Source organism: Nocardia sp. NPDC051756 (genome assembly GCF_040681495.1).
Lineage (GTDB): Bacteria > Actinomycetota > Actinomycetes > Mycobacteriales > Mycobacteriaceae > Nocardia.
On the sequence record NZ_JBFAYV010000004.1, the window covers coordinates 353234 to 367974 of the forward strand.

16 protein-coding genes are annotated in these 14741 nt (G+C 66.0%); 5 read left to right on the plus strand and 11 right to left on the minus strand.

Going from position 1 to position 14741, the window contains the following annotated elements; genetic code table 11:
* The first annotated feature begins 172 nt into the window (after nt 1-172).
* Together AB0M22_RS18630 and AB0M22_RS18635 are read left to right on the plus strand one after the other, a co-directional pair.
* On the plus strand, nt 173-562 hold the full coding sequence (locus tag AB0M22_RS18630) for an STAS domain-containing protein (RefSeq protein ID WP_364727879.1): 390 nt from the start codon (nt 173-175) through the stop codon (nt 560-562).
* A gap of 36 nt (nt 563-598) precedes the next feature.
* Complete coding sequence (locus AB0M22_RS18635) at nt 599-874, plus strand: 50S ribosomal protein L7/L12 (protein WP_364727882.1); 276 nt, start codon at nt 599-601, stop codon at nt 872-874.
* Nucleotides 875-878: 4 nt separating this feature from the next.
* On the opposite strand, the gene AB0M22_RS18640 is transcribed toward AB0M22_RS18635, so the two are convergent.
* Nucleotides 879-1331: an Lrp/AsnC family transcriptional regulator gene (locus AB0M22_RS18640; protein WP_364727885.1), complete on the minus strand. Its 453-nt coding sequence runs from the start codon at nt 1329-1331 to the stop codon at nt 879-881.
* Nucleotides 1332-1441: 110 nt separating this feature from the next.
* Between AB0M22_RS18640 and AB0M22_RS18645 the strand changes: the two genes are divergently transcribed.
* Nucleotides 1442-2059 carry a LysE family translocator gene (locus AB0M22_RS18645; protein ID WP_364727888.1) on the plus strand — a complete coding sequence of 206 codons (618 nt, stop codon included), beginning with the start codon at nt 1442-1444 and terminating at the stop codon, nt 2057-2059.
* A 332-nt stretch (nt 2060-2391) separates the two neighbouring features.
* Here the strand turns inward: AB0M22_RS18645 and AB0M22_RS18650 are convergent, their stop codons facing one another.
* Nucleotides 2392-4107 (minus strand): alpha/beta fold hydrolase, encoded by a 1716-nt coding sequence (locus tag AB0M22_RS18650; RefSeq protein ID WP_364727890.1) that lies wholly within the window; start codon nt 4105-4107, stop codon nt 2392-2394.
* 98 nt (nt 4108-4205) lie between these two features.
* Here AB0M22_RS18650 and AB0M22_RS18655 point away from each other — a divergent pair, with 98 nt between their 5' ends.
* Nucleotides 4206-4928 carry a GNAT family N-acetyltransferase gene (locus AB0M22_RS18655; RefSeq protein WP_364727892.1) on the plus strand — a complete coding sequence of 241 codons (723 nt, stop codon included), beginning with the start codon at nt 4206-4208 and terminating at the stop codon, nt 4926-4928.
* A 258-nt stretch (nt 4929-5186) separates the two neighbouring features.
* Here AB0M22_RS18655 and AB0M22_RS18660 read toward each other — a convergent pair whose 3' ends face one another.
* The 6 genes from AB0M22_RS18660 to AB0M22_RS18685 form a co-directional block, all read right to left on the minus strand.
* Nucleotides 5187-5966 carry an ESX secretion-associated protein EspG gene (locus AB0M22_RS18660; RefSeq protein ID WP_364727895.1) on the minus strand — a complete coding sequence of 260 codons (780 nt, stop codon included), beginning with the start codon at nt 5964-5966 and terminating at the stop codon, nt 5187-5189.
* A 2-nt stretch (nt 5967-5968) separates the two neighbouring features.
* Nucleotides 5969-7288 carry a hypothetical protein gene (locus tag AB0M22_RS18665; protein ID WP_364727897.1) on the minus strand — a complete coding sequence of 440 codons (1320 nt, stop codon included), beginning with the start codon at nt 7286-7288 and terminating at the stop codon, nt 5969-5971.
* Complete coding sequence (locus tag AB0M22_RS18670; RefSeq protein WP_364727900.1) at nt 7285-7683, minus strand: hypothetical protein; 399 nt, start codon at nt 7681-7683, stop codon at nt 7285-7287. Before AB0M22_RS18670 ends, AB0M22_RS18665 begins: the two co-directional genes overlap by 4 nt.
* Before the next feature lies 1 nt (nt 7684).
* Nucleotides 7685-8329: a DUF3558 domain-containing protein gene (locus AB0M22_RS18675; protein WP_364727902.1), complete on the minus strand. Its 645-nt coding sequence runs from the start codon at nt 8327-8329 to the stop codon at nt 7685-7687.
* A 126-nt stretch (nt 8330-8455) separates the two neighbouring features.
* Nucleotides 8456-9271: a hypothetical protein gene (locus tag AB0M22_RS18680; RefSeq protein ID WP_364727905.1), complete on the minus strand. Its 816-nt coding sequence runs from the start codon at nt 9269-9271 to the stop codon at nt 8456-8458.
* Nucleotides 9272-9462: 191 nt separating this feature from the next.
* The gene (locus AB0M22_RS18685) at nt 9463-9840 is read right to left on the minus strand and encodes a nuclear transport factor 2 family protein (RefSeq protein WP_364727908.1); all 378 of its coding nucleotides are present in this window, start codon (nt 9838-9840) and stop codon (nt 9463-9465) included.
* Between the two features lie 530 nt (nt 9841-10370).
* Between AB0M22_RS18685 and mihF the strand changes: the two genes are divergently transcribed.
* Nucleotides 10371-10685, plus strand: a complete 315-nt coding sequence (mihF, locus tag AB0M22_RS18690) for an integration host factor, actinobacterial type (RefSeq protein WP_029895202.1) — start codon at nt 10371-10373, stop codon at nt 10683-10685.
* A gap of 180 nt (nt 10686-10865) precedes the next feature.
* Here the strand turns inward: mihF and AB0M22_RS18695 are convergent, their stop codons facing one another.
* From AB0M22_RS18695 to AB0M22_RS18705, 3 genes are all read right to left on the minus strand, one after another.
* Nucleotides 10866-11396 carry a hypothetical protein gene (locus AB0M22_RS18695; protein WP_364727912.1) on the minus strand — a complete coding sequence of 177 codons (531 nt, stop codon included), beginning with the start codon at nt 11394-11396 and terminating at the stop codon, nt 10866-10868.
* A gap of 78 nt (nt 11397-11474) precedes the next feature.
* The gene (gene fdhD / locus AB0M22_RS18700; RefSeq protein ID WP_364727915.1) at nt 11475-12314 is read right to left on the minus strand and encodes a formate dehydrogenase accessory sulfurtransferase FdhD; all 840 of its coding nucleotides are present in this window, start codon (nt 12312-12314) and stop codon (nt 11475-11477) included.
* Nucleotides 12307-14604, minus strand: a complete 2298-nt coding sequence (locus tag AB0M22_RS18705) for an FdhF/YdeP family oxidoreductase (RefSeq protein ID WP_364727917.1) — start codon at nt 14602-14604, stop codon at nt 12307-12309. Before AB0M22_RS18705 ends, fdhD begins: the two co-directional genes overlap by 8 nt.
* Nucleotides 14605-14741: the final 137 nt, after the last annotated feature.

Consider the following 14741-nt stretch of genomic DNA (forward strand, 5'->3'; position numbering starts at 1 on the left):
GCAGACAGCCTAGTTCTGGAGCTCATCGCAGCCCTGGGGCGCAACGCACTGCCGGCAACGGACGTCAATTGCCGTGCGCGACAGGACTGAGATCCTCATGTCGACCACTCTTGCTACTTCCGCATCCGCTGCGGGTACGACGTCGAGACCGAACCCCATGCCGAACCGAGGTGTGGCACCGAGTCGAGCGACCTTGCCGAATCTGTCCGAGGCGGAAGCCCGGCTCAGCGTCTCCATCACCGCGCCCAGCGAGCAGGTCACCCTGTGCGCGCTCGCGGGTGAAGTGGACTTCTACACCGCCGACCAGTTCCGGTCGCAGTTGATCGGCTCCTTGAACACCGCCGGACCGCTGGTGGTCGTCGACCTGTCCCAGGTGACGTTCTTCGGCGTCGCCGGCCTGCACGTGCTGATCGAGGCCCGCACCTGGGCCGGGCACACCGACCGCCGGATCCGCCTGGTCACCGGGCCGCGCTGCGTCGATCGGCTGCTCGAGGTCGCGGGTGACGCCGCCACCTTCGATACCGCCGCCAACCTCGTGGACGCGTTGCTCGACGCCGCCTAGCTTTCGAGCGGCGGTGGCGGTCACTACGATTCGATCATGTTTGCTCACCGCCGCCTCGAACGGAAGATCGACGCGCTGAACGTCAAAGTCGACCTGATCCTCCAGCACCTGGGGATCCAAGACCTGCCACCCATCCCCGCCGAACCGATCCGGGCCGTGCCGAACATCGCACGGCCCGGTTTCAGTTGGGCCGAGATCGACACACTCCTGCTGCACGACAAGAAGATTCAAGCGATCAAGCTGTATCGCGAGCTGACCGGCGCCGGCCTCAAAGAAGCCAAGGACGCCGTCGAACAGCGCCACCGCTACTGATCGGTCACAGCGGCACCGGCCGTTCGTGCACCACATGCTTCATCACCAGCGTCGAGGTCAGATGCTGCACGCCGGGTAGCGTGGCCAGCTTCTCGTCGTAAAGCTGTTGGAACGCAGGCAGATCCGCCGCCACGATGCGCAGCAGAAAATCCGGATCGCCGAACAGGCGCTGCGCCTGCAACACATGCGGTATCTCCGCGACGGCCTGCTCGAACGCGGCGACCGTGGTGCGATCCTCTTGCCGCATCGTCACGAAAACCAGCGCCTCGAAGGTCAGCCCGACGGCCGCAGCGTCGACCAGCGCACGATAGCCGCGGATCACTCCGGACTTCTCCAATTCCCGCAGCCGGCGGTGACACGGCGACAGGCTCAGCCGCACCCGCGCGGCGAGTTCGGTGATCGTCAGTCGTCCGTTCTGCTGTAGCTCGGCAAGAATCTTCCGGTCGATGCGATCCATGGGGGAGATCCTTCCATAAATGGACGCTCAGCTGCGAATACTTGGAATCACCTCCTTGATCAACGCGCCTATCCTTCCTTCGGGTAATCATTCGAAGGGAGCAGGTCCGCATGGCTGTCGGGTACATCGCCGCGTTTTGGACGGTGTCGGTTCTGCTGATTCTGGTGCCCGGCGCGGATTGGGCGTATGCGATCGCCGCCGGTCTGCGTGAGCGTTCGGTGCTGCCGGCCGTCGGGGGACTGCTGCTGGGTTATGTCGCGTTGACCGCAGTGGTGGCCGCCGGTGTCGCGGCGGTGGTCGACCGGAATCCGGTTGTGCTGACCGCGCTTACGGTGTTCGGCGGGCTGTATCTGATGTGGCTCGGCGGCACCACCCTCGCGACGGCGAGCGCTCCCGCCGCGATGCCCGAGCAGGCGAATCCCGCTCCGTGGGGAACCAGCGTGCTGCGCGGCATCGGGATCAGCGGCCTGAATCCCAAGGCCATCCTGCTGTTCCTGGCGCTGCTGCCGCAGTTCACCGACCGGACCGGTTCCTGGCCGCTCGCCGCCCAAATCGGCACGCTCGGCCTGATCCACACGCTCAGCTGTGCGGCGATCTATCTGTGCGTCGGCGTCCTGGCCCGCACCGTCTTGCGCGCTCGCCCCACCGCGGCCCGCATCGTCACCCGGGTGTCCGGCATCGCCATGATCATCATCGGCACGTTGCTCTTGGTGGAACGTCTACTGTGAGTTGGCGGTGGGCGCCCGGGCCTGCCTGTGGATCGGCGGCGGCGGAGAGCCACGGATAAATCACAAAAGATTCTGGTAACGAATCGTTACGGCTGACAGATGTATAGGTCATGGAGTTCCTTTTGGTCGCCATCGCTGCTGCGTACCTCGCCGTCACCGACTTCGTTGGCGGAGTGGCCGGCGCCCTGGGGTCCTCCGGTAGGTAGATAGACCGGGTCGCGGGTGAACACCTGCAGGCATCCGCGGTCCGCGCAATCCCGACTGCCCCGAGGTCGACTCGAACATCGACCTCGGGGCAGATCCATATCCGGAGTCGGCCCCTCGATCCGGCCTCAGTCCGGTTGGCAGGGCGTGTCTCGGTCGGGGAGTCGCCCGTTGACGAGGTAGTCGACCGCGATGGCCCGGGCGCACGCGCTGGTACCGGGGACCGATCCGGGCAGGCCCTTCGGCCTCGTCTGCGGCAGGACGAGATGGCCAGGTTTGCCGACCACCGTGATCAGTCGTGCGTTGGGGATCGCCGAACGGACCGTGCGGGCGCTCGAGATCGGTGTCACCGGATCTCCCTCATTGGCGATCAGCAGTGCGGAGCTGATCTTGTCGTAGCCCGTTGAGCTTGTGGCCGTGTGTGATTCGGGCCAGAACGCACACACCGCGGTGAAGTTCATACCGATGTAGGTCAGTGGTGCGCGGTCCGCGAGTTGCTGTGCGCGGTCCACGATCTCGTCGAGGTCATGGCTCCACGAGCCGATGTTGCAGACGCGGGCGGTCCACCAACCGACGCGCGAACCGGCGAAGAAGAGCTCGTCGGCGAGTTCGTCCAGCAGTTGCGGCAGCCGAAAGGTTGTGGCGGCGTTGAGCTGTGCCGTGCCCGAAGATACATCGAGTGCCGTGCGCAACGTCAGGAGCTTTCGTTCCAGCGCTTCGTACGGGCTGTTGTCGACGCTGAAGAACAGGGTGTTGAGGTCGTTGCCGCTGAAGGTTCGGCCGAGCGGCAGCGGAATCGGATGGGTGGTCAGGTCGGTGCGGAGCCTGGTCAGCGCGGCGAGCACCGCATCCGGACTGCTACCGAATACCGTGCCGCGTGTGGCGAGCCACGGCGCGAACCGTTGCTCGACTGCCTGCTGCTGACGGCCGACGCGTTCGGCATAGCCTGCGGCAGTGGAGATTCGGGGGTCGTCCACCGAATCGAGCACCATGCGCTCGACGCGGTCGGGAAAACTTCGCGCGAGTTCGATGCCGAGCGGCGTGCCCTGTGAGACACCGAGATAACTCCAGGTCGGCGCGTTCAACAGCGCGCGAACCAGGTCCAGATCCCGGACCGTCTGCCAGTACGTGATGGTCCCGGTCGTGGAAGTACCTGCCGGGGTGCGCGGCGTGCGGTCGACGCACGACCGGACCCAGTCCCGGGCCTGGCCTAGCTGAAGGCGGACGGAGTCCGCGGAGAAGTCCAGCACGTCGGTGCGATCGTTGCGTCCGGTGCCGCGCAGCAGCGCATCACCCGAAAGCGTTGCATCACAGTTCTGGTCGGTACTGGATGTACCGGTGCCACGCGGATCGAAGCCCAGCAGATCGTAGGTCTCCCGCAGCTCGGGAAAGGCAATCCCCCACTCGATCGGATTGAGCAGGTGACCCGCTCCCGCACCGCCCGGACTGGTCAGCAACTGCCTGGCCTGCCCGGCCGGCTTGTGTGCGGGCAGCCGCGATATCTCGAAGGTCGCGGTAGGCCCGGCATCGGGACGCGTCCAATCCAGCGGCGTGCGCACCGACGCGCATTCCAATCCGTCGAGCAGTGGCGCACGAACGCCGGCCAGCAGATCGCCGTGCGAGGCAGCAACCAGCCCGGCTTCGACGCATGATCGCCAATCCAGGCGCTGGGTCGCGATCTCCGCGGGTACCTGCGGCGCGCCATCGGGATAGCCGATGACATGCGCAGGCGGCGGCTGGAATTCGAGAGTGTATGAAGTGTCTGCCGAGGCATGCCCGGCCGCAAGTGACAGGACAACCGCCGATATCGGCAGCACGATGACAGGTCGCCGCGTTCGGCGCATGGAATCCCCCTCCACCCAAATGGGCCTTGCGCCAGTGTAATCGGAGAGGCACCACCCCGCTGATGTCGGTTCGCCCGGCCACCGACAACAATGAGGCCATGTCGACGGATCCGGTGCTGATCAAAGCCCAAGCGCTCTGGGAAGGCTTGGCGGCAGTGCCGGTTTCGTTCACGTCGGCGACCGACCTGAGCGTGGTGGTCTCACCGAAAGCGCTGATCTGTCCGCAAGGTTGGGCGGGCATCATCGTGCTGCACGGCCGAGTGATCGTGACGGCACCCAATTCTGTTGTCGCGGCGTTGATTCGCGCCGCGGCGGCACCGTTGTCGGCAGCCGATCTCGTCGACCCCGATGTTCTCCGAAGCGTTTTGCCACTGGCGGACGTGCTCGGCCCCGCTGTGTTGGCATACGTGGACGAGGACGGCTTCCGTCCTGCGCCGCCGAGTTCGTTATCTGTCGAACCCTTGCCCGCTGAGCATCTCGACCTGCGCAAACTCGCGCTACGATCCGGCGATCAGGACACCGCTGAAAGCGGCCTGAACGAGATCACCTCTCCCGCCTTCGCCGTCCGCGACGGAGGAGAGCTGATCGCCGCCGCCGGGTACCGCACTTGGCCCAGCAGAACAGCTCACCTCTCCGTTCTGACTGCACCTGACCGTCGCGGCCGAGGCTTGGCCCGAATCGTCGCGTCCGCGGCAGTGGCGCACGCACTCGACGCCGGACTATTACCCCAATGGCGTGCGCGCCCACCACAATCCAGAAGAGTCGCGCTTGCCCTGGGCTTCCGCGAACTCGGCACCCAGCTCAGCATCAGATTGAGCTGAGAATCGGTGACCCCTGCAGACCGTTGTCAGGCAGCCCCGGATGTTATCCCTCGATCCGAGGGCTGGTCCCTGGGCTATTCAGGGGCGGTCGATGCGGTACGCCGCTTGTGTGTTCGAGGCATTGGCCGGTAGGTCGCAGGGGAGCTGGCGACGCGTGGGAGTAGCTCGCCGAATTGGCTGTCGGGTATGACGATTTGGCGGCGGAGGTGAGTTCGGGGCGTGGGCGTTTGCCTGGTGGTCTGTAGTCGGCTGGGCCACTTACCAAGTGGCTTCGGTCTTTTCGTTTTCCATGCGGTAGTAGCGGCGGGTGAGGTCGAGTAGGCGGGCTATCTCGTTGGTCATCGAGGTGGGGCTCATGGGGGTGGCGACGATGGGGTCGCCGGATTTGAGGTAGTAGCGGCCGTCGTCGGCGTAGTCGGCCCAGAGGAAACCGCGTCCATCCGTCGTCGGCCTGGAATCTATTGCCGGACCGGGGAATACGGTGATCTCGCCGACGGCGGTGCGGTCGCGCTTGAACATGCGGTTGAGTTGATCGTTGATGCTGACCTCGTCGGGGCGGCGGCTGTAGCGCTGGCGGTCTGCGGCGATCTCGTCCCGGCGAAAACTGACCGCCGGATGGGTGCCCGCCGGTGCTTTCGGCAGCGCGGCCACCGCTGCGGCGGCCACCTCGCTCGGTGCGCACAGGCCCATGATCACATCGCCGCCGGTGTCTTCCGCGGCGCCGGGCAGCTGAACGAGGGTGGCGCCGGAGCCATTTCGGACCGCGCCGTGGAATCGGAACACCGCGGCGAGCCCGGAACCGCCGAAACCCTTGGATTCGACGCGGGTTTCGGGTTCCAGCAGGGTCGTCAAGGCGAGTTCCAAGTTCTCCGAATACCGGTCGAGCAACTCCTGCACGGCCGAGTCCCGTTGCCGCACCAGGTCATCCCAGTCGACGGCCGTCGTCGGGCGGAACGCCAGCGGATAGGGCAGGCGGTCGCGACCGTAGGCCGACCAGAGGATGTCGAACTCCTGGCCGGTGAATCTCCAACTGCGCACGCTCAGTTTTCCCCGATCACCGGCGGCACAGCCTTGTTCGGCTCGCCGAGCAGCTCCTCGGACCAGTCCCCGATCAAGTAGTCCTTGGTCTGGTGGGCGCCCTCGTCGTCATCCTTCTTCGCGCCCGCGCCACCTATCGGCATGCCACCCATTCCGGGCCGGCCTGCGGCGCCGGTGCTGGTGCCCGCGCGGGCGGCCAGCGGGGCCGCCGTTCCCGGCTGCCCCGGGGTGCCGGGGATGCTGCGGCCGGGGGAGGGGGTGCCGGGAGTGGTTGAGGTGCGCGGACTTCCGGGGCTGCCAGGGCTGCCGGGCGAACGAGTTGTCGGGCTGCCCGGGCTGCTGCGGCTGGGCGTGGGTGTCGTCACCGGCGTTGTGCCGGGGTTGTTCTGGTTCGGAGTTGTCGAGGTGGCGTTCGGCGTTGACGCCGGATTGTTTGCCTGCGTGGTGGATTGGGGTGTTGTGCTCGAAGGAGTGGTTTGCGGGTTGTTGCTGGCCGGCTGAGTCGAGTTCGGATCCTGACTCGGATCACCGGACTTGTCACCCGACTTGTCTCCGGTCTTGTCCTCGTTCGAAGCCGGATTCTCCTGCTTCGGCTGATCGCCGGTACTGGAAGAAGGCGGTGGGTTGGACGAATTCGACGGCGGGCTCGACGGCTGATCCGGATTGCTCACCAGGGTCGGGCTGTTGGGCACGACCGGAACGCCGTTGTCGGTCTGGTTCGCGACCTGCCAATACACCGTGCGCAGCACGCGCCGAGCCTCTTCGGTGGCTTCGGTCTGGTTGTGGTCGTCGACCTTCAGCACGCCCTCGCTAGGCAGCGTCTTACCGCGCAGATCGGGGCTGCTGTCGCTGGCCCGCGGCATGAGCGCCTGCGTTTGATGCAGGCCGGTGTAAAACTCGCTGAGCTTCACGGAGATGAGTTCGGTGGCGAGTGTCAGTTGCTGCGACTGTTCGACGTACCGGCTGACCGATTGCACCGCTTTTTGCGCAGCAGTTCCCGTCCATCCGTTGGCGACCGTTGCATTGATCGCGTCACCGAACGTGCGCGACTTGTCCCGGAACGAGCTACTGAGGTTCTGCCACATCTGCGACGCTTCCCACGCCTGACCCGGCTTCATCGCGTCGACCTTGCTGATCAGGTCTTGCAGTGTGCCGGTCTCGATCACGAACAGATCTTCGCCGGGGTTCGTTATAGACGGCGGATCGTAACCCTCCTCGAGCTCTTGGGCTAGACGGCTGCTGTGCGAGTAGATGGCGGTGCGATCGTCGTTCCACTGCTGCTGAGCAGCGATGATCCGCGCTTGGTAGTCGTCCTGACTCATGAGCCGCCCTCCCCAGGGAGGTCGATAGAGGCATTGATGGTCGCAAGCTTCTGGCTGTTGGATTCGTCGACTGCTTGGTAGTTCGCCATCGCCTTGGCGAAGACTTGCCGCATCACTTGGACTTCTTCGATGTGGGTCTGGATCGAGGTGTCGATCGACTTCTCGCCCTTGCCCTTGGTCTGAAACTTGTGTTCGAGGATCGGACCCGATGGCATTGTCCCGAAGCCGCCGATGAGGATATTCAGCTTGGTCATATCGCGGACATCATCGAGGCCGTCCAGGTAGGCCTGGCATTTGGCGTCGAGTTCTTTGCCGACATCTGGGCTGAGGGCCAGTTCGCCCGCGTTCGCTCGCTCCAGCAAACCTTGCCAGGTGGATGCACTCTCGCTGACCATGTCAGTTCCCCCCTGGCAGGAACTTCGCGAATTCGTTGGCATGCCTTGTAGCTTCGTCGCACGGCTCGCCGAGCTTCCCCACCGAGTAACGAGTGATGACGTAGAAGTACACGGTCCCCTTCGCCGTGCCCTGCGCTACCTCGACAGCCACGCCGCAATCGAGACGCTTCTCGTCGCCGGCGTCCAGGAACCGGACTGCTGGGTGCCCCGCGACAGTTGTCGCCGTGAATTGTTCGTATTCGGGCCGGGCCTGGAACTGTTCCAAGGTCGCGGCCCCCGAAGCTACGGCGAGGGTGTACCAACGGGCGGAGGACCTCCACCCGCAGACCTTCCAGCCCGTGGGGTCGATTCCTGAGACGTCCTTGGTGCGGGTGTCCGGACTCAGACCGCCAGCCCGCAACGCATCGTCTGGCAACGCCGTACACGGATCCCATATCGCCGCGTCCGGATCCTTGGACCCCGACGGCTTCACACTCGAACTACTCACCCCCGTCGAACCAGGCACCCCCGTCCCCGTAGGCGCCCCATCCGTCGTTTTCTCACACCCCGCCAACACCAACCCGACACCCACTACCAGGGCGATACCGCGCAGCCTGCTCCCCCTGCTGGTCATCCGTTCCCCTAACCGCCGGTGTGCGAAATCCATCCGGAGGTGGCTACATCCCGGTGCCCACCCCCGTTACCTGGGCAAACCGTACCGCCGACCACTCACGGCCCGCAACAACACGGGCTCTTTCTGGCAGCCGGGCAAACGACCCTTCCGGGCCGCCCATCACCCCCGCTGCGCCCCCAGCAACGTGCTGTCGAACGTAGGCCGCGGCCGATCCGGATTCTCCCGAATGTGCTCGGTGGCCCGGGTAATCGCCTGGCTGTACCGAGCGCTCGCCGCGTTGTGCGTCAGCAACGCGACACCGATCATCATCGGCGCTACCGCATGCACCCCCGCGTCGAACCACCGCGCATCCCGCACATGCGGATACGTGTTCAACCCGATCGTCAATGCCAGCAACACGATTTCGGCCGCGACAACCTGGGTGCGGCTGTTCAGCACACCCCACTCGGCCAGCTTGGTCGTGCCGATCATGATGATCACCAGACACACGCTGATCATCGCCTCGACCAGGTAACTGAACCAGTACAGCGGATCGGTGATGCCGTCCGGCGCGATGTTGTGCTGCACGTTGACCGCCGACCACAGCATGCCGGCGATCACCACGCCCGCCAGCGCGCGCAACGACCAGGCGCGATGCCGGTACAGCGAGGCGAGTTGCGCGTGCGGGCTGGACTCACGACGCTGTGCGGCAATGGCTTTGCGGGCCATCAGCAGGTCGCGGATGTCGGCCTTCTCGATGGCTTCCTTGGTCTGCCGGGCGCGGTCGGCGGCGTTGGAGACGGCCTCCGCGTACTTCCACCGCTGGCCGCGGTCCTGGGTGCGGATGCGCTCGGCCAGTTCACGTTCGGCTTCCAGCTCGTCCTCGGCCAATGCCTCGGTCAGCGCGGGATCGAACTGGTAAGCCAGTCGACCGCGGGCCCGCTCGACCCGCCTGGCCAACTGCGCGACTTCGTCGAAGGGGTGTTCCTCGGGCATGCTGCTCCAAAAGTGGATGGGCTGAACGGAACTCGACAAATCGGGAGATGCCGGGCTGCCCGATCACCGGGAGCTGGGTAGTAGCTCGCTGCGAGGGTAGCGGACAGGTGGCATCGACACCTACTCTTCATAGTCGATTCAGCGCGCCGAGGACACGGTCGAGCGTTATCTGCGCCGAAAATCCCGGCGAGTCACTCGGGCTCGATGGCCATGTCTTCCTGGCTCCAGAAGGCGCGCATGCGGGTGATCTTGCCCGCGTCGTCGAATTCCATCACGTCGATGGGCGTGAGGGTGAAGCGTTGCCCGGCGACCCGGGTGACGATGGAGAACATGAAGGCGGCCTCGTTGCCGGCGATGCGCACGGTCTCCGGCCGCAGTTCGGTGTCCCGGTCGAGCGCGGCGATCACGTCGTAGAACTCGCGGATGGCGGCGTGTCCGTGCCGGACGGGGGTGCCGACCGGATCTTCGACGGTCGCGTCGGGCGCGTAGAGCTCGACGATGGCCTCGGTCGGACCGGCGCCGACCAGCTTGACGTACTGCTCGACCACATCGCGGATCTGCTTGGTCATCGGAACTCCTGCCGAATTGGAACGTGTTCTAATTCGGCAGACTAGCAGCACAGCCGCGGGGGCGGTCAAGGATCGGTTCCGCGCTCTCGTTGCGCTGTCCAACGGCGATCGATGTGGCTCGGGCCGTGGGGAATCCCCCCGAAAGTTGCGTTGCCCCCGCAGACACTGTGCTGTTGTCGGCATCCGCGCCGTGGGACACGGTGACGATCGGAAATCCCGATCGCGCCCGGTGCCGGGGATCGCCGTTGATCCCCCGTGGTTCGCCATTGAACCTTTATCCCGCGCTGATGCTTTCGTAGATTCTGTCGCTTCGACCGGCCGAGGTGTTACCGCCGGTCCGGTTAGCGGAACAGCGGCGCAATTTGTCCTTTTTGCCCGCTGATTACTGCTTTCGGCGGCCGCTGGCCAGGAAACTCATCGCTAACTCCGCCGAACCGGTCCCGGTGTGTCGGCCTTGCGCTGCCGGTGGAGTGCTGTTTACTCGGTCCGGTCAACCAGATGTTCGAGTGACGAGTGGAAGCGGAGGAGACATGGCACTGCCTACCATGACCGCGGAGCAGCGCACTGAAGCGTTGGCCAAAGCGGCAGCGGTCCGCAAGGCGCGCTCCGAACTGATCGGCAAGGTGAAGGCGGGCAAGGTTTCGGTCGCCGACCTGCTGAAGAAGGCCGACTCCGATGAGCTGGTCAAGAAGACCAAGGTCGCCGCGGTGATCAAGGCTCTGCCAGGTGTCGGACCGGTGAAGGCCGCCAAGTTGATGGATCAGGCGGAGATCCCGGAGGATCGTCGGATCGGCGGGCTCGGCGCACGTCAGCGTGCGGCGCTGCTCGATGCCCTGAAGGACTGACGAGCTACAACTCGCGGTTGTTAGACCCGGGGAACGAAACCTCACGTCGGTGGCGCGGCTCTGCCTCGCGAAGGACCGCCTGCTCGCGGTCCTGACCACGTAGCTCAGCCCCCAGCCGCACGGACAGTTCAAACGCCCCACAGCGCCCAGACGGGCTGTGGGGCGTTGTCGTCGGCGGGGTCAACGTCGGCGACGCGGGAACTTGACGTTGAACGGCGCCGGGTCTGACATCGGGATGTCACCGCGCGGCGGCAGCAGCAGACCGGCCAGGCCGAGGGCGATCAGCAACGCCGCGGCTATGAGGCTGAAGGCGAAACCGACACCGCTCATCTCCATCGGCTGATGGAAAGCGTGGTAAACGAAATGCGGCACGCTGAAAACCAGCCAGCCGATGCCCGCCATGCGCGCCGCCGCGGTGGAATTGAGCACGAGGGCCGCGATCGTCACCGCGGTGAGCGCCAAGAAGAACGCGCCGACATCGCCGGCCAGATGCTGGTTGTACGGGCCGTCGGCCGCGATCCACTGCATGCCGAAGCCGGGGAAGCTGGTGTACCAGGAGTGCGGCGCGATGGTCGCCCACAGTCCGACGACCGCGCCTTGAACGGCCAACACCGCCAAGACGATTCGAGTGATCAACAGGCGGCGGCGATACTGCTCGAACCGCATCCGCACGCGTAACCCCTCCTGCGTGCCCTCCACCGAAATCCGCATCGGTCTCTCCGTTCCCGCCGAACTGCTCCGATTACGTGCTGTCACGGTAAATCGGCCGCCCGGTCCGGGCAAGAGCGATCAGGCCAGCATCGAGGTGTCGTTCGGGGTGGCGACGATTCGATCCGGGTGGGTGTAGACGTTCATGGTGTCGCCGCGCAGGAACGCGGCGAGGGTGAGTCCGCTGTCGGCCGCGAGATCGACCGCGAGCGAACTGGGCGCCGAGACCGCGCCGAGCATCGGGATGCCCGCCATCGTCGCCTTCTGCACCAGCTCGAAGGAGGCGCGCCCGCTGACGATGAGCACCAGATCCCTTGCCGGAACCAGGTTCTGCCGCAGCGCCCAGCCGATCACCTTGTCCACCGCGTTGTGCCTGCCGATGTCCTCGCGCACCGCGAGCGCCGTGCCGTCGGTGGTGAACAGGCCCGCTGCGTGCAGGCCGCCGGTCGCCTCGAAGAGGAATTGCTTGCTGCGCAACGTGTCCGGCATGCCGGACAGCACCTGCGTGTCCACCACCGCCCCGCCCTCGGCGATCGGATACCGGGACAGGGTGCGGACCTCGTCGAGCGCCGTCTTGCCGCACAGGCCGCACGCGCCCGTGGTCAGGAAGTTCTTGGGCCGCACCGGGATCGGGTGGCGCAACGTGAGATCGAGGACGTTGTAGGTCTGCCTGCCGTCGTCGTCGGTGCCCGCGCAGTAGCGAGCGGCCATGATCTCCTCGGCGACGCCGATCATGCCCTCGCTCAACAGGAATCCGTGCACCAGGTCCACGTCGTTGCCTGGGGTGCGCATGGTGATGGCGAGCGATTCACCGCCGATCCGGATCTCCAGCGGTTCCTCGACGGCGAGGGTGTCGGGGCGTTGGATCTCGCCCGTCGGCGAGATCCGGCGCATTCTGCGGCGGGCGGTGACTCTACTCATGGACGGCCCGTTCGAGTCTGATGGTCACCGACTTGGAGACCGGGGTGTTCGACCTGGCGGCGACATGGTCCAGCGGGACAAGGGGATTCGTCTCCGGATAGTAGGCCGCCGCGTTGCCGCGCGGGGTCGGGTAGGCGATGAGCCGGAAACCCTTGACGCTGCGCTCGGTTCCGTCGGTCCATTCCGAGATCACGTCGACCAGATCGTCTTCGGCGAAGCCGAGCGCGGTGATGTCGTCGGGGTGCACCAGCACCACCTTGCGGCCGCCGTGCACGCCGCGGTAGCGGTCGTCGAGCCCGTAGATGGTGGTGTTGTACTGGTCGTGGCTGCGCAGCGTCTGCAGGATCAGCCTGCCCTCTGGGACCGGGGTCCAGCTGAGTTCGTTCACCGCGAAGTTGGCTTTGCCGGTGCTGGTACGGAATTCGCGGCTGTCCCGGGGCGGGTGCGGTAGGACGAACCCGTTGCGGGCGCGCACCTTCGTGTTGTAGTCGGCGCAGCCGGGCACCACGCGGGAGATCGCGTCGCGGATGGTGTCGTAGTCGCCCCGGAACCGCGCCCAGGGAACCGGGTGATCCGCGCCGAACAGGGTGAGCGCGAGATCGCAGACGATGGCGACCTCGCTGCGCAGGTGCTGGCTCACCGGCTTCAGCCTGCCGGTGGACAGGTGCACCATGGACATCGAATCCTCCACCGACACCTGCTGTTTGCGGCCGTCGCGCAGGTCCTGATCGGTGCGCCCGAGGGTGGGCAGGATCAGCGCGGTCCGGCCGTGCACGACGTGGCTGCGGTTGAGTTTGGTGGAAACCTGCACGGTCAGCGCGCAGGTGCGCAGCGCGGCCTCGGTGACCGCGGTGTCCGGGGTGGCCGAGACGAAGTTGCCGCCCATCCCGAAGAACACCGATGCCCGGCCGTCGCGCATCGCGCGGATGGCGTCGACCGTGTCGAGGCCGTGCTTGCGCGGGCTGGTGATGCCGAATTCCTGGTCCAGGGCGTCGAGGAACGCGTCCGGCATCTTCTCCCAGATGCCCATGGTGCGGTCGCCCTGCACGTTCGAATGCCCGCGCACCGGGCACACGCCCGCGCCCGGCTTGCCGATCATACCGCGCAGCAGGAGCAGGTTCGTCGCCTCCTCGATGGTGGCGACGCCGTGCGCCTGCTGGGTGAGGCCCATGGCCCAGCAGATGATGATGTTCTTCGATTCGGCCAATTGCTGTGCGGTGCGGTCGAGTTCGGCCTGGGTCAGGCCGGTCGCCGCCAGCACGGTACCGAAATCGACCGCGCGGACCTGCTTTTCGTATTCGGCGAAGCCGGCGCAGTGCGCGTCGACGAACTCCCGATCCACCACCGTGCCCGGCGCGCGGTCCTCGGCCTCGAACAGCAGCCGGCCGAGCGCCTGGAACAGCGCCATGTCGCCGCCGAGCCGGATCTGCAAGAAGTGGTCGGCGATCGACACGCCGGTGGTGAACCCCTTGACCGTCTGCGGGTCGCGGAAGCCGAGCAGGCCGGTCTCGGGCAGCGGGTTGATCGCGATGATCTTGGCGCCCTTGGTTTTCGCGCCGGCCAGTGCGCTGAGCATGCGCGGATGGTTGGTGCCCGGGTTCTGGCCCGCGACGATGATCAGATCGGCGGCGGCGAAGTCATCGATCGAGACCGAACCCTTGCCGATGCCGATCGAACTGACCAGCGCGGCGCCCGAGGACTCGTGGCACATGTTCGAACAGTCCGGCAGATTGTTCGTGCCGAAACTGCGGACCAGCGTCTGATAGAGGAACGCGGTCTCGTTGCTGGTGCGGCCGGAGGTGTAGAAGACCGCCTCGTCCGGAGATGCCAAGTCGCCCAGATGATCCGCGATCAGCCGGTAGGCGTCGTCCCAGGCGATGGGGGAGTAGTGGGTGTCGCCGGGGCGCAGCACCATCGGATGGGTCAGCCTGCCCTGCTGGCCGAGCCAATAGCCCGACTTGTCCGCCAGGTCATCGAGCGAATGGGCGGCGAAGAACTCCGGCGCGACCGTGCGCACCGTCGCCTCCTCGGCGACCGCCTTCGCACCGTTCTCACAGAACTCCGCCGGACGGCGATGACCGGTCGGCTCCGGCCAGGCACAGCCGGGGCAGTCGAAGCCGTGCACCTGATTGACCCGAGCGAGGGTACGGGCGGTACGGATCACGCCCATCTCGTCGACCGCGCGCTTCAGCGACACCGCGACCGCGGTGACACCCGCGGCCTGCTCTTTCGGCGCGGTCACGCTCAGCGCGGACTCATCGATATCCTCGGTCGGCCCATTACGGTGCATAGCTCGTATTGTCCTCTTCGCGCTGTCTGAGTCGGGCAGGGGACCAGCTACCTCGATGGTATGCACTCGGGACGGTGCGGGTGCGGAACACGCGCTGACCCTAAACCGGGTGCGGCATGGTGCGCGTCCCCAGATCG

Coding starts and splice junctions, on each gene's coding strand:
- AB0M22_RS18635 (WP_364727882.1), top strand. CDS start 599: ATGTTTGCTCACCGCCGCCTCGAACGGAAGATCGACGCGCTGAACGTC.
- AB0M22_RS18640 (WP_364727885.1), bottom strand. CDS start 1,331: ATGGATCGCATCGACCGGAAGATTCTTGCCGAGCTACAGCAGAACGGA.
- AB0M22_RS18645 (WP_364727888.1), top strand. CDS start 1,442: ATGGCTGTCGGGTACATCGCCGCGTTTTGGACGGTGTCGGTTCTGCTG.
- AB0M22_RS18650 (WP_364727890.1), bottom strand. CDS start 4,107: ATGCGCCGAACGCGGCGACCTGTCATCGTGCTGCCGATATCGGCGGTT.
- AB0M22_RS18655 (WP_364727892.1), top strand. CDS start 4,206: ATGTCGACGGATCCGGTGCTGATCAAAGCCCAAGCGCTCTGGGAAGGC.
- AB0M22_RS18665 (WP_364727897.1), bottom strand. CDS start 7,288: ATGAGTCAGGACGACTACCAAGCGCGGATCATCGCTGCTCAGCAGCAG.
- AB0M22_RS18670 (WP_364727900.1), bottom strand. CDS start 7,683: ATGGTCAGCGAGAGTGCATCCACCTGGCAAGGTTTGCTGGAGCGAGCG.
- AB0M22_RS18675 (WP_364727902.1), bottom strand. CDS start 8,329: ATGGATTTCGCACACCGGCGGTTAGGGGAACGGATGACCAGCAGGGGG.
- AB0M22_RS18680 (WP_364727905.1), bottom strand. CDS start 9,271: ATGCCCGAGGAACACCCCTTCGACGAAGTCGCGCAGTTGGCCAGGCGG.
- AB0M22_RS18685 (WP_364727908.1), bottom strand. CDS start 9,840: ATGACCAAGCAGATCCGCGATGTGGTCGAGCAGTACGTCAAGCTGGTC.
- mihF (WP_029895202.1), top strand. CDS start 10,371: ATGGCACTGCCTACCATGACCGCGGAGCAGCGCACTGAAGCGTTGGCC.
- AB0M22_RS18695 (WP_364727912.1), bottom strand. CDS start 11,396: ATGCGGATTTCGGTGGAGGGCACGCAGGAGGGGTTACGCGTGCGGATG.
- fdhD (WP_364727915.1), bottom strand. CDS start 12,314: ATGAGTAGAGTCACCGCCCGCCGCAGAATGCGCCGGATCTCGCCGACG.
- AB0M22_RS18705 (WP_364727917.1), bottom strand. CDS start 14,604: ATGCACCGTAATGGGCCGACCGAGGATATCGATGAGTCCGCGCTGAGC.